Annotated in this window: 25 protein-coding genes and 1 tRNA gene; 9 read left to right on the top strand and 17 right to left on the bottom strand. The window is 41.9% G+C overall.

From position 1 onward, the window contains the following. Positions 1 to 112 precede the first annotated feature (112 nt). Both B6K83_RS17180 and B6K83_RS17175 read left to right on the top strand, forming a co-directional pair. Positions 113 to 586 carry a LysR substrate-binding domain-containing protein gene (locus B6K83_RS17180; protein ID WP_085286094.1) on the top strand — a complete coding sequence of 158 codons (474 nt, stop codon included), beginning with the start codon at positions 113 to 115 and terminating at the stop codon, positions 584 to 586. A gap of 2 nt (positions 587 to 588) precedes the next feature. Then, positions 589 to 1,335, top strand: a complete 747-nt coding sequence (locus tag B6K83_RS17175; protein ID WP_085286093.1) for a TSUP family transporter — start codon at positions 589 to 591, stop codon at positions 1,333 to 1,335. A 146-nt stretch (positions 1,336 to 1,481) separates the two neighbouring features. Here B6K83_RS17175 and B6K83_RS17170 read toward each other — a convergent pair whose 3' ends face one another. After that, positions 1,482 to 2,369: a LysR family transcriptional regulator gene (locus B6K83_RS17170; RefSeq protein ID WP_085286097.1), complete on the bottom strand. Its 888-nt coding sequence runs from the start codon at positions 2,367 to 2,369 to the stop codon at positions 1,482 to 1,484. A 144-nt stretch (positions 2,370 to 2,513) separates the two neighbouring features. On the opposite strand from B6K83_RS17170, the gene B6K83_RS17165 reads away from it, so the two are divergent. Then, on the top strand, positions 2,514 to 3,224 hold the full coding sequence (locus B6K83_RS17165; RefSeq protein WP_085286096.1) for a CoA transferase subunit A: 711 nt from the start codon (positions 2,514 to 2,516) through the stop codon (positions 3,222 to 3,224). Next, positions 3,224 to 3,880 (top strand): 3-oxoacid CoA-transferase subunit B, encoded by a 657-nt coding sequence (locus tag B6K83_RS17160; RefSeq protein WP_085286092.1) that lies wholly within the window; start codon positions 3,224 to 3,226, stop codon positions 3,878 to 3,880. Before B6K83_RS17165 ends, B6K83_RS17160 begins: the two co-directional genes overlap by 1 nt. Before the next feature lie 161 nt (positions 3,881 to 4,041). Here B6K83_RS17160 and B6K83_RS17155 read toward each other — a convergent pair. The 7 genes from B6K83_RS17155 to rlmE all read right to left on the bottom strand — a co-directional run bounded on the left by B6K83_RS17155 (position 4,042) and on the right by rlmE (position 10,450). Beyond that, a tRNA-Leu gene (locus B6K83_RS17155) sits at positions 4,042 to 4,126 on the bottom strand. Between the two features lie 24 nt (positions 4,127 to 4,150). Next, positions 4,151 to 4,546 (bottom strand): preprotein translocase subunit SecG, encoded by a 396-nt coding sequence (gene secG / locus B6K83_RS17150; RefSeq protein ID WP_175474850.1) that lies wholly within the window; start codon positions 4,544 to 4,546, stop codon positions 4,151 to 4,153. 7 nt (positions 4,547 to 4,553) lie between these two features. Then, on the bottom strand, positions 4,554 to 5,321 hold the full coding sequence (gene tpiA / locus B6K83_RS17145; protein ID WP_085286090.1) for a triose-phosphate isomerase: 768 nt from the start codon (positions 5,319 to 5,321) through the stop codon (positions 4,554 to 4,556). Between the two features lie 125 nt (positions 5,322 to 5,446). Beyond that, positions 5,447 to 6,784, bottom strand: coding sequence for a phosphoglucosamine mutase (gene glmM, locus B6K83_RS17140; RefSeq protein WP_085286089.1), 1,338 nt, complete (start codon positions 6,782 to 6,784; stop codon positions 5,447 to 5,449). A 50-nt stretch (positions 6,785 to 6,834) separates the two neighbouring features. Beyond that, positions 6,835 to 7,614: a dihydropteroate synthase gene (folP, locus tag B6K83_RS17135; RefSeq protein ID WP_085286088.1), complete on the bottom strand. Its 780-nt coding sequence runs from the start codon at positions 7,612 to 7,614 to the stop codon at positions 6,835 to 6,837. 186 nt (positions 7,615 to 7,800) lie between these two features. Next, positions 7,801 to 9,762, bottom strand: coding sequence for an ATP-dependent zinc metalloprotease FtsH (gene ftsH, locus B6K83_RS17130; RefSeq protein WP_085286087.1), 1,962 nt, complete (start codon positions 9,760 to 9,762; stop codon positions 7,801 to 7,803). 58 nt (positions 9,763 to 9,820) lie between these two features. Continuing rightward, positions 9,821 to 10,450, bottom strand: coding sequence for a 23S rRNA (uridine(2552)-2'-O)-methyltransferase RlmE (gene rlmE / locus B6K83_RS17125; RefSeq protein WP_085286086.1), 630 nt, complete (start codon positions 10,448 to 10,450; stop codon positions 9,821 to 9,823). A 213-nt stretch (positions 10,451 to 10,663) separates the two neighbouring features. Here rlmE and yhbY point away from each other — a divergent pair, with 213 nt between their 5' ends. Further along, a complete protein-coding gene (gene yhbY, locus B6K83_RS17120) occupies positions 10,664 to 10,960 on the top strand; it encodes a ribosome assembly RNA-binding protein YhbY (protein WP_085286085.1) in 297 nt (98 codons plus the stop codon). A gap of 137 nt (positions 10,961 to 11,097) precedes the next feature. Beyond that, positions 11,098 to 11,442: a rhodanese-like domain-containing protein gene (locus B6K83_RS17115; protein WP_085286084.1), complete on the top strand. Its 345-nt coding sequence runs from the start codon at positions 11,098 to 11,100 to the stop codon at positions 11,440 to 11,442. A gap of 119 nt (positions 11,443 to 11,561) precedes the next feature. On the opposite strand, the gene greA is transcribed toward B6K83_RS17115, so the two are convergent. The 8 genes from greA to B6K83_RS17075 all read right to left on the bottom strand — a co-directional run bounded on the left by greA (position 11,562) and on the right by B6K83_RS17075 (position 20,946). Next, the gene (gene greA / locus B6K83_RS17110) at positions 11,562 to 12,038 is read right to left on the bottom strand and encodes a transcription elongation factor GreA (protein ID WP_085286083.1); all 477 of its coding nucleotides are present in this window, start codon (positions 12,036 to 12,038) and stop codon (positions 11,562 to 11,564) included. Positions 12,039 to 12,171: 133 nt separating this feature from the next. Beyond that, positions 12,172 to 15,390, bottom strand: a complete 3,219-nt coding sequence (gene carB / locus B6K83_RS17105; protein WP_085286082.1) for a carbamoyl-phosphate synthase large subunit — start codon at positions 15,388 to 15,390, stop codon at positions 12,172 to 12,174. Between the two features lie 29 nt (positions 15,391 to 15,419). Beyond that, positions 15,420 to 16,577: a glutamine-hydrolyzing carbamoyl-phosphate synthase small subunit gene (gene carA, locus B6K83_RS17100; protein ID WP_085286081.1), complete on the bottom strand. Its 1,158-nt coding sequence runs from the start codon at positions 16,575 to 16,577 to the stop codon at positions 15,420 to 15,422. A gap of 305 nt (positions 16,578 to 16,882) precedes the next feature. Then, entirely contained in the window at positions 16,883 to 17,689 is an 807-nt protein-coding gene (gene dapB / locus B6K83_RS17095) for a 4-hydroxy-tetrahydrodipicolinate reductase (protein ID WP_085286080.1), read from the bottom strand. Positions 17,690 to 17,694: 5 nt separating this feature from the next. Continuing rightward, entirely contained in the window at positions 17,695 to 18,147 is a 453-nt protein-coding gene (locus tag B6K83_RS17090; RefSeq protein WP_085286079.1) for a hypothetical protein, read from the bottom strand. A gap of 113 nt (positions 18,148 to 18,260) precedes the next feature. Further along, the gene (locus B6K83_RS17085) at positions 18,261 to 18,884 is read right to left on the bottom strand and encodes an FKBP-type peptidyl-prolyl cis-trans isomerase (RefSeq protein WP_085286078.1); all 624 of its coding nucleotides are present in this window, start codon (positions 18,882 to 18,884) and stop codon (positions 18,261 to 18,263) included. Between the two features lie 145 nt (positions 18,885 to 19,029). Beyond that, positions 19,030 to 19,995 (bottom strand): ketopantoate reductase family protein, encoded by a 966-nt coding sequence (locus B6K83_RS17080; protein WP_085286077.1) that lies wholly within the window; start codon positions 19,993 to 19,995, stop codon positions 19,030 to 19,032. A gap of 78 nt (positions 19,996 to 20,073) precedes the next feature. Beyond that, positions 20,074 to 20,946, bottom strand: coding sequence for a LysR family transcriptional regulator (locus B6K83_RS17075; protein ID WP_085286076.1), 873 nt, complete (start codon positions 20,944 to 20,946; stop codon positions 20,074 to 20,076). 160 nt (positions 20,947 to 21,106) lie between these two features. Here B6K83_RS17075 and glaH point away from each other — a divergent pair, with 160 nt between their 5' ends. The 3 genes from glaH to B6K83_RS17060 all read left to right on the top strand — a co-directional run bounded on the left by glaH (position 21,107) and on the right by B6K83_RS17060 (position 25,013). Continuing rightward, entirely contained in the window at positions 21,107 to 22,075 is a 969-nt protein-coding gene (glaH, locus tag B6K83_RS17070) for a glutarate dioxygenase GlaH (protein ID WP_085286075.1), read from the top strand. Positions 22,076 to 22,091: 16 nt separating this feature from the next. Continuing rightward, on the top strand, positions 22,092 to 23,288 hold the full coding sequence (gene lhgO, locus B6K83_RS17065; protein WP_085286074.1) for an L-2-hydroxyglutarate oxidase: 1,197 nt from the start codon (positions 22,092 to 22,094) through the stop codon (positions 23,286 to 23,288). Between the two features lie 381 nt (positions 23,289 to 23,669). Further along, positions 23,670 to 25,013: a Na+/H+ antiporter NhaC family protein gene (locus B6K83_RS17060; RefSeq protein ID WP_085286073.1), complete on the top strand. Its 1,344-nt coding sequence runs from the start codon at positions 23,670 to 23,672 to the stop codon at positions 25,011 to 25,013. 123 nt (positions 25,014 to 25,136) lie between these two features. On the opposite strand, the gene B6K83_RS18480 is transcribed toward B6K83_RS17060, so the two are convergent. Beyond that, positions 25,137 to 25,298 (bottom strand): hypothetical protein, encoded by a 162-nt coding sequence (locus tag B6K83_RS18480; RefSeq protein WP_175474848.1) that lies wholly within the window; start codon positions 25,296 to 25,298, stop codon positions 25,137 to 25,139. Positions 25,299 to 25,560 lie beyond the last annotated feature (262 nt).

The following is a 25,560-nucleotide window of genomic DNA, read 5'->3' as shown; positions in this document are numbered from 1 at the left end:
AAATGGACAATGCCAATCCATAATTGGAACCTGACACTGTCACAATTAGCCATCCACTTCGAAGGTAGGTTAGATGGCGTATTAGATATTTAGCAATTTAGGCTGACACAGAATTCTGAACGCCCTCGATGAAAACGAACCAAATGATGGTCTAGCCTACGAAAAATTACTAGAGATTGATGTGATTTTTGTCGCAAGCAATGGTCACCCAGCACTAGAGCTTGTAAACCCTACCTTAAGCGATCTTGCCAAGTATCATTGGTTATTTCCAGGTGCAGGGGGCCCTCCTTTTCAGAAGCTCAGAGCAGCTTTTAAACGAACTGACACACAATTACCTGAAGATGTCTCAACAATAGCGAATAGACAAGTTATCTTCTCATTACTCGATGAGGGTATGTATTTGGCAGCAATTCCTTACCACCCTAGCTGCCTAGAGAGAAACTTAACAGACCTCAATATAATCAACGTTAATATTGAAAGAATCAGTTGGCCTATTCACCTGATTAGGCGAGAGCACACTATTTTGTCGCCGGCTTTGTTAGCCTTTATAGCCCAGATTAAAAATATCGTGGCTCAGTCGACCTGAGTATGGAGTTAAACGAAATCACCTTTGATGCCTCATTAATTCACTATACACTGCTTTTGTTCGGCAGCTTTGTGGCGACACTTACTGGCTCTCTTTTAGGCATTGGAGGTGGCTTTATTATTTTAGGTTTACTTTCCAGCCTATTTCCTATATCTGTTATGATCCCTTTACTTGCTGCAGTGCTAGCTTGCATAGATCTAAACAGAGCCATTGCATTTAAAGCTCACCTTCAAGTTACCATTTTCCATAGTTTCTTTATCGGTTGTGTCGTTGGCGTGATAGGTGGTGCCATTTTATTTGTATCATTACCTGAAAAATTAATAGGTACTGGCTTAGGTCTATTAATTCTTTTATCGTTAGTAAAACCAAGTTACAGGGTTAACTGGACATTTAAATATCCATTTGTTTGGGTTGGCACCATACATGCTTTTTTATCTTCGATGTTTGGCTATGGCGGCTTACTGCAAGCCGTTTTAATAAGAAAACGTCTGGGGAACCTGCAAATTACCGCCACTTTAGCCACCTGTTTTTTGATGCTAGAACTACTGAAGGTTAGCTCCTATGCCATTGCTGGCTTTGATTATCAGCCCTACATTGGAGTAATTATCGCCTCCGCTTTCGGAGCAATACCCGCTTCAATCTTAGGTAAAAAATTAGCACATCGGGTTAGTCATAAACTCTATCGCACAGTGCAAAAAATAATAATCATACTTATTGCCAGTAATATTTTATTCCGAGTTTGGACTTAACTTGCGCTTAATAACATCATCAGTAATGCCGAGCATCGAGCACTAATGAGATCTACAACATATCGCATTTTATAATTTTTACGCAACGTCGATGACAAATTTTTGCAAAAAACCAATTTACTGATTTAACGCAATACGCAGCACCGCTATTGGTAATAACGCCGTAAAATTTCTATGAAAGCCTTAGCAGTATTAGATATTGGAAGTCGTCGACGTGTAATAATCCCGACACGGCGACTAATTATTGGTGATGATAGCTCTCGATACGCTAGGTTTAACGCTTGAACTTGTTGTTTATAAAGGGCGGGAATTGCACTGATGCCTAAGTCGGTCGCAACCATTTGAACGACTGTTGCCAATTGATTGGTTTCCAAGGCGACGTTTAAGCCTATATTCTCACGAGCAAGCTCGCGCTCCATGAGCAACCTAATACTTGACGGGCGCTTCAACGTAATAAAAGGATAGTTAACTAAGTTTGACCAAGTGATTTTCTTTATGCTCACTAACGGATGTCTGCGAGGATAAACCGCAATAAATCGATCAACAAAGAGTGTTTCAAAGTTAAGGTCTTCAGTCGCATCTGGATCAAAGCTGATGGCAAACTCCACCTTTCCGGCTTGTACCATCTCTACAGCATCTTCTGCAATAACATCATGAACCTTCACTTTAATAGCGGGGTAGTATTGATGAAAAGACAGCAAATGTTGTGGCAATTGTGTGCTAGCAAAGGATGGCATAGCAGCAAGAGACAAAATACCACGCTGCGATAAAAATAGCTCTCTAAGCTCAATAAATGCGTTGTCAAAGTCAGAAAGCAGTCGTTTAGCAACCGGTAGAAAAAGCTCTCCCTCAGGAGTCAAAGCTAAGGTTCTAGTTGACCTTGTTAATAACCTTCCCCCTATGCTTTCTTCCAGATTTTTGATGGTAGTACTTAAAGCCGGTTGTGAAATATGCAATAACTCACTCGCCTCGACGAAGCTCTTGACTTCGATAACCGCCAGAAAAGCTCTAATTTGTTTAATGGTTACATTCATACATATTAATAAAAAAATACTATTAATCATTAATATTAATTAATTTTACAAATACTGGCAATTATTTAATGCTAAGAGTCTCAGTGACTAAAACAGAAGGGTTTCTCGACTTAGATTTAATTGAGTAAAGAAATACAAAATGACATGACAGGACTTAATAAAGTAGTGCAAAGTTATCAAGACGCAATGGCGGGCTTAGTTGATGGTATGACCATTATCTCAGGAGGCTTTGGTTTATGTGGCATCCCTGAAAACTTAATTGCAGAAATAAAGCGTAAAGGAACCAAAAGTTTGACACTTGTTTCTAACAATTGTGGTGTTGATGACTTTGGCTTAGGTGTATTACTACCCGAGCGACAAATTAAAAAAATAATTGCCTCTTATGTTGGCGAAAATGCTGAGTTTGAAAGACAAATGATGTCTGGTGAATTAGAAGTTGAGTTAACACCACAAGGTACTTTAGCGGAAAAAATGCGTGCTGGCGGCGCTGGAATCCCAGCTTTCTATACTGCCACAGGTGTTGGCACTTTGGTTGCGGCAGGTAAAACTGAGCGCCAATTCAATGATAGAGACTATATTTTAGAACAGGCCATCACCGGTGATTTTGCCATCATCAAGGCTTGGAAAGCTGATAGATTTGGCAACTTAGTTTATAGGAAGACTGCAAGAAACTTCAATCCGATGGCGGCAACGGCAGGTAAAATTACCGTTGCTGAGGTGGAAGAATTAGTTGAGCCAGGAGCCCTTGACCCTGATGAAATTCACACCCCTGGCATTTATGTTAATCGAGTTATTCAAGGCACCTTTGAAAAGCGCATTGAACAGCGCACCACTAGAGCTTCAGGAGAATCATAATGGCCTTATCAAGAGAGCAAATCGCCCAACGTGTTGCCCGTGAAATGAGAGACGGCTATTACGTTAACCTAGGTATAGGCATCCCAACTCTTGTCGCTAATTATATACCGGAAGATATCGCGGTGATGTTGCACTCAGAAAATGGGCTACTAGGTATGGGACAGTTTCCAAGCGAAGCAGAGCTAGATGCAGATCTTATCAATGCAGGTAAACAAACAGTGACCATGACAACGGGAGCATCAATATTTGACTCAGCAGAATCTTTCGCCATGATCCGCGGTGGTCATGTTGATTTGACGGTATTAGGCGCATTTGAAGTCGATGTTAATGGCAACATTGCCTCGTATATGATACCAGGTAAACTAATCAAAGGTATGGGCGGTGCGATGGACTTAGTTGCAGGCGCTGACAATATTATAGTCACCATGACCCATGCCTCAAAACATGGTGAGTCTAAATTGTTAACTCAGTGTTCGTTACCACTCACCGGCAAAGGTTGCATTAAAAAAGTGCTTACTGACTTAGCATTGATAGAGATTAAAAATGGTAAATTTCACCTGTTAGAACGTGCCCCTGGTGTTACGGTAGATGAAATCATTAAACTCACTCAAGGAGAGTTAGTGGTGCCAAAGTTTGTACCTGAGATGAGGTTCTGATAACTAAACTTAAATAAAAACGCACATGATTACTCAGGCCATACTGACGACCCCCAAATTAAGTAGCGCCAACAAACAAATATAATAGCTAAACGAAAGCTTAGATAAATAAAAAAGGCTGATTCTTGACGAATCAGCCTTTCAGTATTGATTAAGTTTAGTGGTGCGGTTGGGGGGACTTGAACCCCCACGACCTAAGTCACTAGCCCCTCAAGCTAGCGCGTCTACCAATTCCGCCACAACCGCGCATAACTAAACTTTTATTGTTTATTAATTTGGTACGTCGCTATCTTTTTCGGCCGCTATGTTGTCGCTAGCCGGAACATCTGCATTATCCGTTTTTGGCTCTATGCTTTCTGTTGGAATCGCATCAACAGCGGGAGCAACCTGCCCTGCTGGCGTATTGATATTATCCCATTCATCAGTAGCTTTCACGCGATTTGCCGTTAAGTTACCTAATATTAAGCTGATAGCGAAAAAAGCTATAGCCAAATAAGTTGTTGATTTAGTTAAAAAGTTACCAGAACCACTGGAACCAAAAATGGTTGCCGATGAACCCGCGCCAAACGATGCGCCCATATCAGCACCTTTACCATGTTGAATTAGCACTAGGCCAATTAAACATAAGGCAACGATCAAATACACTACAATTAACACTTGATACAACATTTTTTTATCCCTTTGCTGCCGAGCAAATTACGTTAAATTCTTCGGCTTTTAAACTAGCACCGCCGATTAATCCACCATCGATATCAGCTTGTGCAAATAATTGTTCACAGTTTTTTGCATTAACGCTACCACCATACAACAATGGTACTTTAACTGCGATACTTTCATCAATTTTCGCTATATATTCGCGAATAAATTGATGGGTTTCTTGGGCCATTTCTGGCGATGCTGTTTTACCTGTACCTATTGCCCATACTGGCTCATAGGCGATAACAACATCAGTAAATTTTTCAATACCAACTCGCTCAATCACAGGTTGTAGTTGCGCTGCCAATACTTGTTCGGTTTGTTCATTGGCACGCTCACTTTCGCTTTCGCCTATACATAAAATAGGCGTTAGACCAGCATTTAAAGCGGCTGCAACTTTTTCTGCAACAAGTTCGCTTGACTCATTATAAATACTGCGGCGCTCTGAATGACCAACAATGACATAGCTTACCCCAACCTCTTGCAGCATAGCTGTTGACACTTCACCGGTAAACGCGCCTTGTGCGTTCTCATTAAGGTTTTGTGCACCTAGCTGAATTGATGTCGACAGATTAAGCGCTGAGCTAGCCTGACTAAACGCCGCTAAGTAAGGAAAGCTCGGACATACAACCACGGCAACATTGTCATTTAAGGTAACCTTATTTAATTCTGAAACCATAGTGCTGACTAATGCTAAACCGCCATTCATTTTCCAGTTAGCTGCAACGATTGCGCGTCTATTCATTTTTCATTCCTAAATCAAAGCGGCGAGATATTAACTAACCTGCCGACAAGATACAAGTATTTCGCATCATATCTTGTTTAATTGCTTAATTATTGTGCTGCAAGGTCAGCTTTTTCGACCCGATATTAACAGGCAAGCTTTACCGCCTCGGCAATTTCATTGGCTAAAGCACTCACTTCCTCATGATCCGGTCCTTCAACCATTACCCTAATTAAAGGCTCAGTGCCTGATTTTCTCAGTAGTACGCGACCACGGCCCGCCAATCTAGCTTCAACGCTTGTAACGCTAGCTTTAACATCAGCATGGGTTAACGGGTCATTATCACCAGCAAATCTAACATTCACTAATACTTGTGGTAGCTTTTTCATGCCTTGGCGTAAATCAAACAACGATTTGCCAGTGTGACAAAGTGCTGTTAACACATTTAAGGCAGCAATAATACCATCGCCAGTGGAAGTATGTTTTAAGTTAATGACATGACCTGAGTTTTCAGCGCCTAACTGCCAACCTTTTTGCTTAAGCAATTCCATCACGTATCGATCGCCTACTTTACTGCGTGCAAAGGGTACGTCTATCTCAGCCAGTGCAAGCTCTAAGCCCATATTGCTCATTAATGTACCCACTACGCCACCTTCCATGGTGCCGTTATGTAAGTCATTACAGGCGATAACATAAACAGACTCATCGCCATCAACAACATAACCGGTATGATCTACCATCATTAAGCGATCACCATCACCATCTAGCGCAATACCTAAGTCTGCTTGATGTTCAACTACTGCCGCACTAATTGCCGCCATCGACGTAGCGCCACATTCATGATTAATGTTAGTGCCATTAGGAGAGGTGCCAATTTCAATCACTTGTGCGCCTAGCTCACGAAATACGTTGGGGGCAATATGATAGGTGGCGCCGTGGGCACAATCCACCACGATTTTCATACCATTTAAAGAGTACTGGCTTGGAAAGTTACTTTTACAAAACTCAATATATCGCCCGGCGGCATCTTCAATACGGTTCGCTTTACCCAAATGAGCTGACTCAACACAGCCCATGTCTTTATCTAACTCAGCTTCAATGGCTAACTCAACCTCGTCTGGTAGTTTTTGGCCATCTTGGGAGAAAAACTTAATACCATTATCATAAAATGGGTTATGTGACGCACTAATAACAATACCGGCTTCAGCACGGAAGGTTTTCGTTAAATAGGCAATACCTGGTGTTGGCATAGGGCCTAATAAACCAATGTTAATTCCTGCGGCAGAAAAGCCTGCTTCTAATGCCGACTCTAACATATAACCTGAAATACGCGTGTCTTTACCAATTAATACTTTTTTTGTACCTTGAGCGGCTAGTACGCGTCCGGCGGCATAGCCTAATTTCATAACAAATTGTGGCGTGATTGGGTATTGCCCCACTAAACCACGAATTCCATCGGTACCAAAATATTTTCTTACTGACATTTTTTTCTCCCTTTTGTTGAGCACAGGTGTTAATTTTAAAGACTAAGCGACTATTGGTATTGGTTAACCGCTTGCAATACCTTGAGCGCATCGACGGTGGCTTGTACATCGTGTACGCGAATAATATCTGCCCCTTGTTGAGCAGCAATAACAGCAGCACTAACGCTGCCCGCTAGCCGTTGGCTAACCTCTCTATTTAATAAATTACCTATCATGGATTTACGCGATAACCCCGCGAGAATTGGCAGTGAAAACTCACGAAAACGTGACATATTAGCCAGTAAATGATAATTGTGCGCCACTGTTTTGCCAAAACCAAAACCTGGATCTAAAATCAATCGCTCTCGGCCAATACCCGCCTCTACACAGGCATCAATACGCTGCTGAAAAAACGCCATGATATCACCAACAACGTCCGTATATTGTGGCTGAACTTGCATACTGCGTGGCAAGCCTTGCATGTGCATCAAGCAAATCGGAATGTTACTGTTAGCCACGGCCGCTAAACACCCGTCATTTTGTAACGCCCGTACGTCATTGATCAAGTCAGCGCCAGCTGCAATTGCCGCACGCATGACACAGGCTTTACTGGTGTCAATGGACACTAAAACCTGAAAATTTTGTTTAATGGCTGTTAAAATAGGAATAACGCGTGCTAATTCTTCTTCATCGCTAACACTGGCAGCACCGGGCCTAGTGGACTCACCGCCGATGTCTATAATCGTTGCACCATCTGCTATCATGCGGCTAACTTGCGCCATGGCTGGCGCTAATTGGCTAAATTGACCACCGTCTGAAAACGAATCGGGGGTAATATTGAGGATCCCCATTACCTGTGGGCTTGACAAGTCTAGTGTAGAATTTACACCCTTAAGTTGCTTAGTCACGACATTCTCTTGTTTACGTTGTAAAAATATGAATCTTAAATTGCACCAAAAAGAAAGCCTCAATAATGACTAAATCAACAGATTTAAATTATTGAGGCTGTTAGTTACGCTCGGTTACTCACTTGCTAATTATTTAGCAGGGGCATCTGAGGCGTCACTGTTATTGGTACTATCAGCTGATGATTTATTGTCATCATCTTTTTTAACTGACGGCTTATTAACATCACTGTTGCTGCCTGAACTGCCGTCTGAACTAGAGGCATCAAAATCTGCCGGTGGGCGCACTTTAACTCGATTCATCAAGTCATCAACTTGCAAAGCATCTATAGTTTCATATTCCATTAGCGCATCTTTCATGGCATGCAATATATCTTCGTTTTCTTTTAAGATTTTTTCTGCACGCTCATAATTTCGATTAACAAAGGCTTTGATTTCTTCATCAATTGCACGCGCGGTTTCGTCCGACATATTTAGCGATTTCGAAGAGGTTCGTCCTAAAAACACTTCACCTTCTTCTTCAGCAAACAACATCGGGCCTAATTTTTCAGAAAAACCCCATTGCGTCACCATCTTACGGGCAAGCTGGGTGGCACGTTCAATATCATTAGAGGCGCCGGTCGAGACTTTATCAAACCCGTATATCATTTCTTCGGCAATACGGCCGCCGTATAACGAGGAAATATTACTTTCTAAATGCTGTTTACTATGGCTAAACCTGTCTTGCTCAGGTAAATACATAGTCACACCTAAGGCTCTACCACGCGGCATAATACTGACTTTATAAACTGGGTCATGATCTGGCACTAAACGGCCAACAATGGCATGCCCTGCTTCATGATAAGCAGTCATTTCTTTTTCAGACTCTGTCATCACCATAGAGCGGCGCTCTGAGCCCATCATGATTTTATCTTTCGCTTTTTCAAATTCAGCCATACCAACCACACGACGAGCTGAACGGGCTGCAAATAACGCGGCTTCGTTGACTAAGTTAGCCAAGTCTGCACCGGAAAACCCAGGGGTACCACGAGCAATAACCGAGGCTTTCACATCGTCACCTAATGGCACTTTGCGCATGTGAACTTTAAGAATTTGTTCACGACCACGAATATCGGGTAAACCTACCGTCACTTGACGGTCAAAACGCCCTGGACGTAATAATGCAGGGTCTAGCACATCTGGGCGGTTAGTCGCAGCAATCACGATTACCCCTTCGTTACCTTCAAAACCATCCATTTCAACTAGCATTTGGTTCAGGGTTTGTTCACGCTCATCGTGACCACCACCCATACCGGCACCACGTTGGCGACCTACGGCATCGATTTCATCAATAAAGATGATACAAGGCGCTGACTTTTTCGCTTGCTCGAACATGTCACGTACCCGAGAGGCACCAACACCGACAAACATTTCAACAAAGTCTGAGCCTGAAATGGTAAAAAACGGCACTTTGGCTTCACCAGCAATGGCTTTTGCTAATAAGGTTTTACCTGTACCAGGTTGGCCTACCATTAATACACCTGACGGTATACGACCGCCAAGCTTTTGAAAGCGAGATGGATCTTTTAAGTAATCGACTAATTCTGATACTTCTTCTTTAGCTTCATCACAACCGGCAACATCAGCAAAAGTGGTTTTAATTTGGTCTTCGCCTAATAAACGCGCTTTAGATTTACCAAAACTCATCGCACCTTTACCGCCACCACCTTGCATTTGGCGCATAAAGAATATCCAGACCCCGATCAATAAAATCATCGGGAACCAAGAAACAAATATGGTCATTAAAAAGCTTGGTTCTTCAGGTAACTCGCCTGACGCATTTACACCTTGCTTGACCAAGTCATTGATTAAATCACGATCGTAACCACCTGGGATAACCGTAACAAAGTTTTCACCGCTGCGTTTAATACCATTGATAACGCCATTTCTATCAACGTCTACTTTTCTAATTTGCCCTTGACGGACATCTTGAATAAACTGTGTGTAATCTAGTTGCTGATCTTGGCCGCTTCCAGGGGTAAAGCTCTGAAAAACAGACATAAGCACAACTGCTATAACTAACCATAAAATAAGATTTTTCGCCATATCGCTCAACTTAATGACCTCTTGCTAATGTTCAAAATGGTGCGATGAAATAATTCCACCTAATTTACTACAATTTAAAGCCCGTCGCCACTAGATAAACTTCACGTGAGCGGGCACGCGATGATTCTGGTTTACGTGTTTTAACGGTTTTAAACGTCGCTCGAGCCTCTTTAACAAACTGCTCAAAGCCTTCTCCTTGAAACACTTTCACAACAAAAGCGCCATTTTTCTTTAATACTTGCTTACACATATCTAGCGCTAATTCCACTAAATACATGCTTCTTGCCGCGTCTGCGGCATCATTACCGGTAAAATTTGCTGCCATATCTGACATCACAACATCAATATTTTTACCATTAATACGGGTTAACAACGCGTCAAGCACCGCATCTTCACGAAAATCTCCTTGTAAAAACTCTACACCTGCAATCGGGTCCATGGCTAAAATATCACAAGCAACTACTTGCCCTTGTTCGCCGACAACCTTAGTGGCATATTCTGACCATCCGCCAGGGGCGGCACCTAAATCAACCACCTTCATGCCTGGCTTTAGCAGCTGATCTTTTTTGTTAATTTCTTCTAGTTTAAAAACTGCACGCGAGCGCAGCCCTAGTTTTTGTGCTTTTTTTACATATTCATCGTCAAAGTGCTCTTTTAGCCAACGAGCACTACTGGCACTGACCTTTTTTTTACTCATTCAATTCACTTAAATCTTGTGCTATTAACCTGATAATAACCATTAAGGTTTCGATAACTTTATTCACCACTAAAATAAGGTCTAGGCTATTTTACCAAAAACAAGCCAGAAAAGTACGTTAAAAGGCGAACACTTGCTAAACAATATTAGTATTACAAACTAGATGGAGGTAAAATAGCGATAATTCAAGCTAACTTGTAACGAAAATTGTTAATGAACTTAAATAAAAAACAAACTCAATATCTAAAGGGCTTAGCACATAGCCTTAAACCCGTTGTATTACTTGGTAATAACGGCCTAACGGAAGCGGTAGTTGCCGAAATAGACTTTGCCTTAAATCATCATGAATTGATCAAAGTTAAAATTCCAACTGATGACAGAGAAACCAAGGCGCTTATTGTCGACGCGATTTGTCGCGAAACTAATGCGATAAAAGTACAAGTAATAGGGAAAACCTTAGTATTGTACCGCGAAAGCCCAGAAAAAAAGATCAGAATCCCTAAGATTTAATCTCTTCACGACCTGAGCACTGTAGCTTTTACTGCTCTTTTGGATACCTAGATACATTAGAAAAAACTAATATACAATTGTACTAAACTCACTTAAAATAAGCGGTGATTTAAATCCGCGATTTTAGGAGTGTAAAGATGATTTTATCGGTAGCTGAATTAGTGGCACAAGCTAAAAAATCTGTGCAATGTGTCAGTGCAGCACAAGCTTTCGCCCGCAAAGATGCCACTTTTATAGATGTCAGAGAAGCAAGCGAAGTTGCCACATCGCCGGTTGCTAATTCATTGGCTATTCCGCGCGGTGTTTTAGAAATGAATATCGCTAAACATTGTGCAGATGCCAACATGGAAATTTATCTCCATTGTGCATCAGGTGGCCGAGCAGCTTTAGCCGCAGAGCAACTGCAACGTATCGGCTATAGCAATGTTAAAGCGATCAGCTGCGCCCATAACCAAGTATGTCAAGCACAGCAGACCCTTTAAAGCTGTTGGCTTTTGAAAATTTAATAACCATTAAAAAAACGCACTTACCTTTAGGTTAAGTGCGTTTTCATTTGTTCGCTATTTACTGTTGAGTTACACCAATTAAGGCTAACTACAGGCTAAATATGCTCCACCGCAATGATCTCATATTCAACCACACCACCTGGCGTAGTGATCTCTATTTCTGTATCAACTTCTTTACCAATTAGGCCACGCGCCATAGGTGAGTTAAGTGAGATGCGACCAGTTTTAAAATCGGCTTCATCGTCACCAACAATTTTGTAGGTGACTTCAACGTCAGTTTCAATGTTGAGTAAGGTTACCGTGGCACCAAAAATAACTTTGCCAGTATTTGGTATCTTAGTTACGTCGATGATTTGCGCGTTACTTAACCTACCCTCAATATCTTGAATACGTCCTTCACAAAAACCTTGCTCTTCTTTGGCCGCGTGATATTCAGCATTTTCTTTTAAATCACCGTGCTCACGCGCTTCTGCAATATCTTTAACAATACGTGGACGTTTTTCTGTTTTTAAAAACTTTAGTTCTTCTTTTAACTGCTCTGCACCAAGCAATGTCATTGGATATTTAGTCATTTTTCTCTTCTTTGTATAACAAGAAAGGTGGTTTACCTTTGCGACTTATAGTCGGTAACCACCTTGATAAAAAACTCATCGGCTTAGGCCTAGCTTGGGAGCAACTAAAAAGTGCTCCCAGCAAGCATCAGCTTTACTTACAACGTTGATGTAACTCTTGAATTGAGTTTACTACATTGCGGTCATCTGCAGCATGCGATTGGCAAGCAGCAAATGCAGCGTTCAATGTTGTAGTATAAGCAACTTTGTAACGTAAAGCACCACCGCGCAACACTTTAGAGTCTTCTATCGCTTTGCGGCCTTCGGTCGTGTTGATAATGTAGCTATATTCGCCATTTTTAATTCTATCTAGAATGTGTGGGCGCCCTTCATGTACTTTGTTCACCAAGCGACAAGGAATGTTAGCTTCACCTAACATGACAGCAGTACCATGAGTCGCATCTAATTCATAACCTAATGCTACCATTTGTTTTGCTAACTCAACCACGCGTCCTTTATCGCTATTACGCACCGAGATTAAGGCACGACCATCTTTAGGCACTGAAACACCCGCGCCTAAGTTCGCTTTCGCATAGGCTTCTTCAAAGGTATCTCCAACGCCCATGACTTCACCTGTTGAGCGCATTTCTGGCCCGACAAGTGGATCACTACCATGGAACTTGTTAAATGGAATAACCACTTCTTTAACGGAGAAATAAGGTGGAATAACTTCTTTAACAATACCTTGCTCTTTTAGCGATTTTCCGGCCATAACACGAGCGCCTACTTTGGCAAGCGGTACCGCAGTTGCTTTTGACACAAATGGAATGGTACGAGCAGCACGTGGATTAACCTCAATTAAATACACTTTGCCGTCTTTAACCGCCATTTGGGTATTCATTAAGCCGTTTACCCCCAACTCAAACGCGAGGTCGGTTACTTGCTTGCGCATCACATCTTGCACTTCTTGGCTCAAACTGTAGGCTGGCAATGAACAAGCCGAATCACCTGAGTGCACACCTGCTTGCTCAATATGTTGCATTATACCGCCAACAACAACATCAGTGCCGTCTGACACTAGGTCAATATCCACTTCAATGGCATCATCTAAGAAATGATCCAGTAACACAGGCGAGTCATTTGAGACACTCACGGCCTCGGTCATGTAACGTCGTAAGTCATCTAAGTCATAGACAATTTCCATGGCACGACCGCCCAGTACATAGGATGGACGAACCACTAATGGAAAACCTATGGCTTCTGCTTTCGCCATGGCTTCATCTAGCGAGGTTACTGTCGCGTTTTCAGGTTGTAATAAACCTAAACGATCAACGGCCTGTTGAAAACGTTCTCTATCTTCGGCGCGGTCAATGGCATCTGGTGAGGTACCAATAATCGGCACACCAGCCGCTTCTAGGGCGCGGGCTAATTTAAGCGGCGTTTGTCCACCATATTGCACGATAACGCCCTTTGGCTTTTCAATACGAACGATTTCCAGCACATCTTCAAAGGTGATGGACTCAAAATATAAACGATCTGAAGTATCGTAATCGGTTGAAACGGTTTCAGGGTTACAGTTCACCATGATAGTTTCGTACCCGTCTTCTCTTAGCGCTAAAGCCGCGTGTACACAACAGTAATCAAATTCAATACCTTGGCCGATACGGTTTGGGCCACCACCAAGTATCATGATCGATTCTTTATCAGTTGGGTTTGCTTCACACTCTTCATCGTAAGTTGAATACATATAAGCTGTGTCTGAGCTAAATTCCGCTGCACAGGTATCAACTCGTTTGTAAACAGGAAAGATGTCGGCATTATGGCGTTTTTTGCGCACTTCGGCTTCGGCAACACCAATTAAAGCGGCTAAGCGAGAATCGGCAAATCCTTTACGTTTTAATTGTCGTAAATAGGCTGGCGTCAGTACTTTTAAGCCACCTTCAGCGACTTTTGCTTCTTCGAGCACTATATCTTCTATTTGCACTAAGAACCAACGATCAATTTTGGTTAGGCGGAAAATATCATCAACCGATAAGCCTAAACGAAAGGCATCGGCAATATACCAAATACGATCAGAGCCCGCTTCTTGCAACTCGTGCATAATTTTAGTTTTAGCGCCTGGCTGCGTAACATCAACCATAGGGTCAAAGCCACTTACACCAACTTCTAAGCCGCGTAAGGCTTTTTGTAATGATTCTTGTTGGTTACGGCCAATCGACATCACCTCACCGACTGATTTCATTTGCGTGGTCAGGCGATCTTCTGCGCCGGCAAATTTCTCAAAGTTAAAGCGTGGTATTTTTGTTACCACATAATCAATGGTGGGCTCAAATGAAGCTGGTGTTGCGCCACCCGTTATATCGTTTGATAATTCATCAAGGGTATAACCGACCGCCAGTTTTGCGGCAATTTTTGCAATGGGGAAACCGGTTGCTTTTGATGCTAAAGCTGATGAGCGTGAAACCCGTGGGTTCATTTCAATGATCACCATACGGCCAGTATTAGGACAAATGCCAAACTGCACGTTGGAGCCACCGGTTTCAACACCAATTTCGCGTAATACCGCAATCGAGGCATTACGCATAATTTGATATTCTTTATCAGTTAAGGTTTGCGCAGGCGCAACGGTAATAGAATCACCCGTATGAATGCCCATAGGGTCGAAATTTTCAATCGAACATATAATGATACAGTTATCATTTTTGTCACGCACCACTTCCATTTCGTACTCTTTCCAGCCGATCAGAGATTCGTCAATCAATAATTCTGAAGTTGGCGACAGATCTAAACCTCGAGTACAGATTTCGGTAAATTCTTCACGGTTATAGGCAATACCGCCGCCGCTCCCCCCCATAGTAAATGATGGGCGAATAATACAGGGAAAACCTATCCGCTTAGAAGTTTCGTGCGCTTCTTCTAACGAATGCACGATTTCAGCGCGCGGTGTTTCTAAGCCAATTGCTTTCATGGCTTTATCAAAACGACTGCGATCTTCTGCTTTGTCAATGGCATCAGCAGTAGCGCCAATCATTTCAACGTTAAACTCTTTTAATACCCCTTGCGCTTCTAGCTCTAGCGCACAGTTTAAGGCCGTTTGCCCACCCATGGTAGGTAACACTGCACAAGGACGTTCTTTTTCAATAATTTTGCGCACCACTTCCCAATGAATAGGTTCAATGTAAGTGGCATCTGCCATTTCTGGATCTGTCATTATGGTGGCAGGGTTTGAGTTAACTAATATAACTCGGTAGCCTTCTTCACGCAGCGCTTTACAGGCTTGTGCGCCAGAGTAATCAAACTCACATGCTTGACCAATAACAATCGGGCCAGCGCCTAAGATCAAGATAGTTTTTAAATCAGTACGTTTTGCCATTATATAATCTCTCTTTTCTTGTCTTGGAACTAGGCTTGTTTAGCCGCTGCAATTAAGTCAATAAACTGGTCAAATAATGGTGCGGCATCGGCCGGACCAGGGCTAGCTTCTGGGTGACCTTGGAAGCTAAATGCTGGTTTATCGGTACGTTTGATACCTTGAATAGAACCGTCAAATAATGACTTATGAGTCACAGCAAGATTTGCTGGCATGTTAGTTTCATCTACTGCAAAGCCATGGTTTTGAGCAGTGATCATTACAACATTGCGGGCAAAGTCTTTCACCGGGTGGTTACCACCATGGTGACCAAATTTCATTTTCATGGTTTTTGCGCCACTGGCTAAGGCAAGTAATTGGTGACCTAAACAAATACCAAATACCGGAATATCTGTCGTTAAAAATGTTTTAATGGCGCTAATGGCGTAATCACAGGGTTCAGGGTCGCCTGGACCATTAGATAAGAAAATACCGTCTGGGTTCATTGCTAACACATCGGCCGCTGGTGTTTGTGCTGGTACGACGGTTAATTTACAGCCACGGTCCACTAACATACGCAAAATGTTACGCTTCACGCCAAAGTCATAAGCAACCACATGAAACGGTAGTTTTTCTGGTTGGTCGGCTAAACAGGTATGCCCTTGCCCCAACTGCCAACTACCTTGCGTCCACTGATAGGCTTCTTGGGTAGACACCACTTTGGCTAAATCCATACCCTTAAGGCCAGGAAACGCTTGTGCTTGCGTCAGTGCTTTCGCTGCTTCTTGCTCTTCGTTGGCTAGGTCACCTGCCAGAATGCAACCATTTTGTGCGCCTTTTTCTCTTAGAATTCTCGTTAATTTTCGGGTGTCAATATTAGCAATGCCTAAGATATTTTTTGCTTTTAAATAATCACTTAAACTTTGTTCACTACGAAAGTTACTTGCCAGTAGAGGTAAGTCTCGTATCACTAAACCTTTTGCCCAAATAGCATCAGACTCTTCATCTTCGCTATTAGTGCCTGTGTTGCCTATATGTGGATAAGTTAGGGTAACAATTTGCTCTGCATATGAGGGATCTGTCAGAATTTCTTGGTAGCCAGTCATTGAGGTATTAAATACTACCTCTCCAACGGCCGCCCCTTCTGCACCAATAGCGGTGCCCTTAAATACAGTGCCGTCTTCAAGCACTAACATGGCAGATTTAGTCAATTTGACCTCCGTTAAGAAGAAAGAATGTAAAAGGTAAAATAACGCGTTGGTTACCATTACCGAAAAAAGCGATACGCACAAAAAATGCCAAAAACTTTAGCCCGTTCATCATGAACCGTAAATTTTTGACAAAATCCACTTATTTTACGCTTCAAACCATCCTTCGTCTAGTTATAATTGTAAAAAACTATCTACTTTTAACGTAATTGATACCAAAGCATCAAAAGTAGCACTCATCTATTGAAAAAACGCAGTAAAAGGCTAACCAATTAGTCAACTTTTAGTATTTTACTGCTCGGGTAAAGTTAATCTTTTAAACCCAGTACATCTTGCATATCATAAAAACCTGCTTCTGCTTCACTTAACCAAAATGCTGCACGCATGGCGCCAAGTGCAAAAGTCATTCGAGAGCTGGCTTTATGGGTGAGTTCAATTCGCTCACCAAGGTCGGCAAAGTATGCGGTATGCTCACCAACGATATCGCCAGCGCGAATCGTGGCAAAACCTATGGTATTGCCATCTCGTTCATCAGTAATTCCTTCTCGACCATAAACGGCTACTTTATTTAAGTCTCGACCTAAGGTATCAGCAATAACTTGACCCATTTTCATCGCCGTGCCGGAAGGCGCATCTTTTTTAAATCTGTGGTGCGCTTCAAAAATTTCTATATCAGTATAGTCACCAATCGCTTTAGCGGTAACTTCAAGTAGCTTAAATAATAAGTTGACGCCAACACTGGTATTGGGTGCTAATATCACTGGCATAGTTTTAGCGGCGGTTTGAATGATTTCAATTTGCGGCTCAGAAAAACCCGTAGTGCCAATTACTAACGCTTTTTTATGTTGCTGGCACCACTTAAGGTGTTCAAGTGTCGATTCAATGGCGGTAAAATCAATTAAAACATCAGCGGCAGCTAATGCTTGAAGGTCGGTGCTGGTTTGCTTACCTATCGCGCCGATACCGGCTAACTCGCCAAGATCAAAGTCTTCAAATGACGAGCCTTTACGAACACTGCCACCGACAAGCTCAATCGACTTATGCTCGACAGCCGCTTGTATTAAATTACGCCCCATTCGGCCGCTACACCCTAAAATGGCAACTTTTACTTTCATGATTATTAGTTCCTACTTGTCATTTTATCTGAACTGTTATTGACAATATTAAAAGCGATAGCTAAATCCTGCGATTGACTTAGCTCTTGCGAGACAACGGTAAATATTTTCCATTGTCCGTCAGACAAGGTTAAATTGTAAAAGGCTGAAAATTCGGTAAAAACTTCATCGCTCGGGCCAATAAACTGCCAATCAACACAGGCTAACACTAAGTGCTTACTCAGCTGACTAAAGCTAGCCTTTAAGGTCGAAAAGTGTGAAATTTCGGCCTGCTTTAAAACGGTAAATATGTCAGTAAACTCGTGCTTAAATGCTTCGCTATTGTTAATTAATACGGTTTTATCCGGGGTATGTAAAGTAACAGGCATGTGATAACAGCGCTGAGCCATGGCAATATCTCGTTGCTCAAACGCGACCAGATAAGCTTGAAAGAACTGCTCAATCTTGGCTTTATCCATAGCGATAATAGTACTCCAACATTTTTCCAATAAACATCACAGAAAACACCCCGCTAACTAAATTAAGCTTATAAAAAAGCCCTCAATCGAGGGCTCTTAAAATTACAACGCTATTAGCTGACAATCGCTAATAACTCAACTTCGAAAACTAAAGTTGCATACGGAGGAATTGCACCTTGTGAACCACGCTCACCGTACGCTAAGTTGTAAGGTACATATAAGCGCCACTTAGAACCTTCGGTCATTAACTGTAGCGCTTCAGTCCAACCAGCAATAACGCCACCTACTGGGAATTCTGCAGGTTGACCACGATCAACAGAGCTATCAAAGATATCGCCATTAATAAAGGTACCGTGGTAATGAGTGCGTACGGTACTCGCAGCAGTTGGCTTATCACCGTCACCTGTTGCTAATACTTCGTATTGTAAACCCGATTCAGTCACTGTTACTTCTTCACGCTTGGCGTTTTCTGCTAAGAAGGCTTCACCTTCTGCTGATTTTTCTTTCGCTTGCGCTTGCTCTAGCTCTTGTAATTTTTTCGATACAATCGCAAAGGCTTCGTTAAGTGCTTCATCCGATACTTGGCTAGCAGTATTGGCAATAGCATCAGCTAAACCCGCTTGTACAGCTGTTACGTCAAAATCTTTAAAAGGGTTATTGCGCAACTGATCACCTAATTGACGACCTACACCGTAACTTACGCGTTGTTCGATTGTTTCAAATTTATTTTCAGACATTATTTAATCTTCACATTTATTTATACGATAAAAATTCGCGGTAGAATACCATAAAGTTAGCCTTCGCTGTAGTGCTAGCATGGCGAATTTTGTTATTTATTATACTTTTTATTTTTAGGACTCATTCTCGGCACTGGTTGACAACTTAGCTGCTTTGCTCAATGTTTAGCTGCGGATAGCTTGTAGCAATTTGCTCATAACATTGCTTTAACACCGGTGCCGATAGGTTAAGTTGCTGCACTAAAGTTAACGGGTAGGCAACCAAAACATCGAATTCAGATAAGCTAGCTGCTTTTAAATCACGCTGCATTGATGTTTCACTACTATCGGGTAGTCGGGCAAGAAAACTCAAAGTTTCTTTAATATTTTTTTCACTTAGCTTTACCCCAACAGCACGGGCGATATCAGCATATTCATTAACAATGCGTTCTAATAAAAAACTAAGATGACTTTGTGCGCGAATTTCACCTAAGGTTAAGTTTTTGGCGGCCGCTAGTGCCCCCCAAGCCGCCACGAAAATATATTTTCGCCATAAGGCTAGTTGCATATCGCGAGTAACACCAACGCTGATACCGGCTAGCTGCAAGCGCTTGGCTATTGCACTTAGTTGTTCTGTGTCAGCCGTTGTGGCCACTTTGCTACAAACCCCTAGGGTAATATGAGGCTTGGCGCCAGTATGGTGAATAGTGCCATCGGCAGTTTTTTCGGCGATAATTTTTGCTAAACCACCATAGATATTGGCTAAGTCAATACCTTGTACCTGCATTACATCAACAGCATTTACACCATTTAATAATGGAATAACACGCGTATGTTTTGCGATTAAAGGCTTTATTTGTGCCAGTGCTGACACTAATTGATAAGATTTTACAGATAAAAAAATCACATCAGCAGCCATTGGTAAGCACGCTTGTTTTAGCTTGTCTGGCGCTATAACATTCACCTTAGCAAGTTGGGTGTCACCTTCGATACTTTTTATCGTTAACCCAGAGCGCTGCATAATTTGCAACTGTTTGCCACGCGCAACAAATGTGACGTTTTCACCATGCTGGGCTAGCCTGCCACCAAAATAGCCACCAACCGCGCCGCAACCAACAATAACAAAATGCATCTCTGAACCTTTTCCACCATAAAGTAATGCTGAAGTTTATCACGACATCAAAGCAATGTTCAGCCGCTATGCTTTAATTTAACGCAGTGACTCGGTTAAATAACGCATAAAAGCTTTACTCGCTTGAGAAACATAATGGCTTTTCTTCCACGCTAAGCTCAGTTTAAAAGCAATTTTAGGTTGAAACGATACCGCGGTAAGCTCAGGCTCTGATGCTAAAATGCGTGACAAACAAGTGGTAATGCCAAGCTGATTTTTCAACAACGATTTTTGCAACTCAGTCAGGTTAGTCTCCATACGAATATCTAAGCTTAACTGGTGCTTTTTCGCATAGTGACTCACCACTTCTCGTAAATAGTAGCCTTGATGAAACAGTATCAAAGGTTGCTGACAAAACTCAGCCAACGATAAGGAGTTTTGCTTGGCAAACGGGTGTGAATTTGCCATACCAGCCACCACTTCTTCATTGATCAACTCAGTGTATCGCAGCTGTGGGTTTTCTAAATCACCGCGAATTAACGCCAAATCTAACTCTCCGTTAAGCAACATTTGCTCAAGCGCCGCGGTACCTTGGTCAATGACTTGGATTTTGATATGCGGGTATTTTTGCTTAAACTCACTTAATACCTTAGGAAAGTAATACGACCCCATCATGGCAGAAACGCCAAAGCGAATACTCCCTCGTGCTAAGTCTTTTAACTCTTTCAGTTCCAACTCAACTTGCTTTGCTTGGTTTAATAACTGTTTTGCTAATGTAAACAGCACCTTGCCTTCCGCGGTAAGCAAGGCATTTTTTTCCGCACGATTAATTAACTTTAACCCCACTTCCTGCTCTAATTTTTGCATCGCAATAGTTAATGCTGGCTGCGCAATACCAATTTTCTCAGCGGCGCGGGTAAAACTCCCAAGCATCGCTAACTGCGAAAAATATTCTAATCGTTTTAAGTTCACCCTTACACCATATGTAAATTATATAAAAACTATAAAAACTATATATTATATTTATCGCAAAATGAAAGCTAGAGTATCAAGTAGATTATGGCAGCGCAGAAATAAGCCACATAGTCGGTAACTAAAACGCTTTAAAAATACCCATTGAGTGAGAAAGACGATGAATACAAACGTAAAGCAAATTGAAAATGAAATTAAATTAAACTCACATGGTTTCTCAGTTACGCCATTTGCCGCCAATCCACGCTTACAAGTCGTAAAATTAAGCTCAGAAACGGTAAAAGGCTTTATCGAACAAGCATTGCCTTTTGGTGTACAAGCCATAGAGTATAAACCGTTTTTACGCTTTCATGTCGCGGATATACTCAATAAATTGACCCAAGACACATTAGGCCCGCTACTCCTTGCTACCATTAAAAACCGAGCAACCGGTGGCTTTATGTTGCAATGCGAACCAGTAACCATTGAATATCAACCACTTGAGTTCAATATTTTACTCTCCACTGCCGTCTCGCACCTGATAGGTGTTCCAAACCTAGACGCCATGTACGGCAAATTTTATGCGCGCTTTAGCGTTAAAAATGAAGATAACAGTGATAGCTATTTGCGCCAAGCACATCGCCGCATGGAATTGCATAATGACGGCACCTATGTAAAAGAGCGCACTGACTGGGTATTAATGCAAAAAATCGCCGAGAAAAATATGACAGGTGGTGACTCGTTATTATTGCATGTTGATGACTGGCAAGATTTAGAAAAGTTTTACCACCACCCGTTGGGTAAAGAAGATATACAATGGACATCACCTGCAAGTAAAAATATTCCCTACAAAATTCAGCATCCGGTATTTTTTGAAACAGATGAAAACGGCCGACCTAAAATGCTCTTTATTGACCAATTTGCCGAGCCGCTCAATATGGAACAAGGCCGGTATTTATATGAAATGGGTTCATCGCTTGAGTCAGAGCAAAATACCTTTAATGTTCGGGTGCCAGTGGGGAGTATGTTGGTGATCAATAACCATGCGTGGCTACATGGCCGCGATAAGTTTGTTGCTGATAAAGGTCTATATCGCGAATTATTGCGCCAACGTGGTGCTTATTATGAAAACGCAAAATTAACACAGTAACACTTGGGAATACTTTATGTGCTATGACTACATTATCATCGGTGGCGGCATTGTTGGCGTATCAACCGCATGGCAATTACAACAACGCTACCCTGATAAAAAAATATTATTATTGGAAAAAGAAAACCAATTTGCCGCTCATCAAACCGGTCATAATAGCGGCGTTATTCATGCGGGTGTCTACTATGAGCCAGGGAGCTTAAAAGCTAAGTTTTGTCGAGAAGGCGTTCAAGCAACCATTGACTTCTGTCAGCAACATGGTATCGCTTTTGAGCAGTGTGGAAAGTTACTGGTGGCAACCAATAACCTTGAACTTAAGCGCATGCAGGCTTTATTTAAACGATGCCAGGACAATGGTTTAGATGTGGAACTATTAGATCAGCAGCAACTAAAGATCCGTGAACCTAATATTCGCGGACTTGGTGCTATTTTTGTAAAAACCACAGGCATAGTTGATTACCAGTTAATTACCACAAAAATGGCCGAAGTTTATCGGTCATTAGGCGGCGAATATCGACTCAATACCCAAGTTACTGCGCTAAAAGAGTGCCCAAATAATGTCACTGTAACGACAAACAATGGCTCATTCTCAAGCCAATATTTAATCACTTGCTCTGGGTTAATGGCGGATCGCGTGGTGAAAATGCTCAATATCGACATTGACTTTCAAATTGTGCCATTTCGTGGTGAGTACTATCAATTACCCGCCAATAAAAACGCGATTGTCAATCACCTAATCTACCCGATTCCAGATCCTGACTTACCGTTTTTAGGCGTACATTTAACGCGCATGATTGATGGTAGTGTCACTGTAGGCCCTAATGCTGTGTTAGGTTTTAAGCGTGAAGGTTATGGTAAAATCAATGTCAGCTTTACCGATATAAAAGACATGGTAATGTTCCCAGGGTTTTGGCGTGTTTTAAGAAAAAATTTACGCTCAGGCCTGAGCGAATTAAAAAACTCACTGTTTAAAAGTGGCTATTTAGCGTTAGTGCAAAAATATTGTCCTGAAATAACACTCGAAGACCTTAAACCATACCCAGCAGGTATTAGAGCACAAGCCGTGATGAATGACGGTAGCCTAGTGCATGACTTTTTATTTGCTAATAGCGCTCGCACCATCAATGTTTGCAACGCCCCTTCACCGGCCGCAACTTCGGCGATTCCAATTGGTAATTACCTTATTGATAAAATCGATCAGCACTTTAGCTAAGAGCAAAAGCTAATCGCTCATTTAATACTCGTATTAGTTTTTACATCAAATTCAATTACAAACAAAGCAGCAGAACCTGCTGCTTTGGCTAACTTGGCTTTGACAATAAGCTAGCAACTTGTGGTTTTAGGCTAGCAATCAACGCCGTATAGCCCTTAGATAAGTCCTCAACCTAATATGTGTTCCAATTTAGCCACAGCAAACAAAGGCAATAAGCCGGGTTTTAAATAACGGCGACTGTCATAACGGCACACAAAAAAACTTCTAGACGTCTAGATTGACATTTAATTAAAGCAAATTATAATCACCTTCCCCATAGACTTTCCATGTAAATTAGTTATTGTTTAACCAGTATAATAACTAATAATAAAGATCCTATTCATGAGCACTAATACGATTCAACCCCGCCAATCATCAAACAGCCAAAGCCAAGCGCACGCCAGTTTAAAAAGTTTATTACCTTTTGCGGTTTTTTTAGCGCTATTTCTCGGTACTGGCATAGTGCTCACGTTACAAGGGGTTGACTTTGCGTTTTATCAATTGCCCGCCAGCATTGCGATTATTCCGGCAATATTGATCGCTATATATATGGGACGAGACAGTGTTAACGACAAAATTAGTCAGTTTATACAAGGCGCTGGTCATCAAAATATTATTACCATGTGTATAATTTATTTATTAGCGGGCGCATTTGCTGCGGTTGCCAAAGCCACTGGCAGCGTTGATGCCAGTGTACAACTGGGGCTGTCGCTTTTTCCTGATTATTTTTTATTGCTTGGTTTATTTTTAGTGGCGGCTTTTCTTGCTACCGCTATGGGCACGTCAATGGGCACCATTGCCGCCATTGCTCCTATCGCTCTTGGTTTTATAGAGTCGGCTAATATTGATGCTAGCTTAGTTGCTGGCTGTATTATATCAGGGGCAATATTTGGTGATAATTTATCGATTATCTCAGATACCACAATCGCCTCTACCCGCAGCCAAGGTGCCCACATGAAAGATAAGTTTCGCGTTAACTTTAAGTTCGCGATACCGGCTGCACTGATTTGCTTAGCCATGATTGCGGCCAATGGCGTCAGCATTAACCATGAAGTCAACCAAGACATAGATGTTATTGGCTTCTTGCCCTACATTGTTATTTTAGCGTTAGCCCTGTCTGGGATGAATGTTTTTATGGTCTTAATGATAGGTATAATTTTAGCCGCTGCCATAGGTATGATTAACCATGGTTATCAAGTAGCAACTTGGGTCAGTGATATCAACCAAGGTTTTGCCAGTATGCAAGATATCTTTATTTTATCACTGTTTATTGGCGGTTTAAGTGAGTTAGTAAAACGCCAAGGTGGCTTAACGGCGCTGACTAAGCGTATTGAGCGATTAACCGAAAAGGTGAGTCCAAACAATAAAAAACGCGCGGCCGGCATTGGCATTGGCGCACTGGCATTTTGTTGTAATTTTTTTACCGCCAACAATACCGTCTCAATTATTGTCGCAGGCGAAACGGCAAAGAATTTAGCGCAAGAGGGTAAACTGAGCCCTGCCCACTCGGCAAGCTTATTAGATATATATGCCTGTATCAACCAAGGTTTATTACCTTATGGCGCACAAGCATTGTTGTTAGGTGCAAGCTTAAAAATTTCACCGTTAGCCGTTGTAGCAAATGCTTACTACCCAATGATTTTATTTGTGGTCGCCTGTTTTGCTTTTTGGCGGATCACTAAATAATAAGCCGAAACTTCAGGTTAAGTCGCAGTTTGGCAATTGAGATTGCTCGTTATTGACTGACACTTGTATCCCTGCAACCGTTTGCCATTAGCCTAAATTTTGCGCTTTACTGGCAAGCTTAGGTTATTTATCGCCAATGTCTTTGCCGGTCTTTAATTTGTAGATCAGGTGTATGCCACCTAAAAGCATCACCATAGCGCAAAATGCCCAAAAGTAGCTGCCTACGAGCAAAGCACTGACCAAGCTTAAAAGTGCGATAATAACGATAAAAAACTGAGTAAACATAATAATCTTCCCTAGTTAAGTGTTTGATGCAAATCATCATTGCATTGTTGCACAAAAAAGATACGCAAAAAAATCCATTATTTTTGTCACACCATATGAACAATACTGTGCTTAGCGATAAAGCGCCTAAAAGTAGCGTAACTTGCGTTATGCCAATAACTTCTCGGTAACCGCTCTACATTTTTATCTGCTTTGCTCTAATAACGCAAGCTTTTGCCAAGTCATTACCACTTAACTTTTACTCAGGTTTTTAACTGCAGCC

Source organism: Colwellia chukchiensis, assembly GCF_002104455.1.
Classification (GTDB): Bacteria; Pseudomonadota; Gammaproteobacteria; order Enterobacterales; family Alteromonadaceae; genus Cognaticolwellia; species Cognaticolwellia chukchiensis.
Note: the sequence above shows the minus strand (reverse complement) of the source record. Positions and strands in the feature narration are given on the sequence as shown.

Coding starts and splice junctions, on each gene's coding strand:
- folP (WP_085286088.1), bottom strand. CDS start 7,614: ATGGGGATCCTCAATATTACCCCCGATTCGTTTTCAGACGGTGGTCAA.
- yhbY (WP_085286085.1), top strand. CDS start 10,664: ATGAACTTAAATAAAAAACAAACTCAATATCTAAAGGGCTTAGCACAT.
- B6K83_RS17170 (WP_085286097.1), bottom strand. CDS start 2,369: ATGAATGTAACCATTAAACAAATTAGAGCTTTTCTGGCGGTTATCGAA.
- greA (WP_085286083.1), bottom strand. CDS start 12,038: ATGACTAAATATCCAATGACATTGCTTGGTGCAGAGCAGTTAAAAGAA.
- B6K83_RS17115 (WP_085286084.1), top strand. CDS start 11,098: ATGATTTTATCGGTAGCTGAATTAGTGGCACAAGCTAAAAAATCTGTG.
- B6K83_RS17085 (WP_085286078.1), bottom strand. CDS start 18,884: ATGTCTGAAAATAAATTTGAAACAATCGAACAACGCGTAAGTTACGGT.
- B6K83_RS17090 (WP_085286079.1), bottom strand. CDS start 18,147: ATGGATAAAGCCAAGATTGAGCAGTTCTTTCAAGCTTATCTGGTCGCG.
- carB (WP_085286082.1), bottom strand. CDS start 15,390: ATGGCAAAACGTACTGATTTAAAAACTATCTTGATCTTAGGCGCTGGC.
- B6K83_RS17175 (WP_085286093.1), top strand. CDS start 589: ATGGAGTTAAACGAAATCACCTTTGATGCCTCATTAATTCACTATACA.
- B6K83_RS18480 (WP_175474848.1), bottom strand. CDS start 25,298: ATGTTTACTCAGTTTTTTATCGTTATTATCGCACTTTTAAGCTTGGTC.
- glmM (WP_085286089.1), bottom strand. CDS start 6,784: ATGTCAGTAAGAAAATATTTTGGTACCGATGGAATTCGTGGTTTAGTG.
- lhgO (WP_085286074.1), top strand. CDS start 22,092: ATGTGCTATGACTACATTATCATCGGTGGCGGCATTGTTGGCGTATCA.
- dapB (WP_085286080.1), bottom strand. CDS start 17,689: ATGAAAGTAAAAGTTGCCATTTTAGGGTGTAGCGGCCGAATGGGGCGT.
- B6K83_RS17060 (WP_085286073.1), top strand. CDS start 23,670: ATGAGCACTAATACGATTCAACCCCGCCAATCATCAAACAGCCAAAGC.
- B6K83_RS17160 (WP_085286092.1), top strand. CDS start 3,224: ATGGCCTTATCAAGAGAGCAAATCGCCCAACGTGTTGCCCGTGAAATG.
- B6K83_RS17165 (WP_085286096.1), top strand. CDS start 2,514: ATGACAGGACTTAATAAAGTAGTGCAAAGTTATCAAGACGCAATGGCG.
- tpiA (WP_085286090.1), bottom strand. CDS start 5,321: ATGAATAGACGCGCAATCGTTGCAGCTAACTGGAAAATGAATGGCGGT.
- B6K83_RS17080 (WP_085286077.1), bottom strand. CDS start 19,995: ATGCATTTTGTTATTGTTGGTTGCGGCGCGGTTGGTGGCTATTTTGGT.
- glaH (WP_085286075.1), top strand. CDS start 21,107: ATGAATACAAACGTAAAGCAAATTGAAAATGAAATTAAATTAAACTCA.
- rlmE (WP_085286086.1), bottom strand. CDS start 10,450: ATGAGTAAAAAAAAGGTCAGTGCCAGTAGTGCTCGTTGGCTAAAAGAG.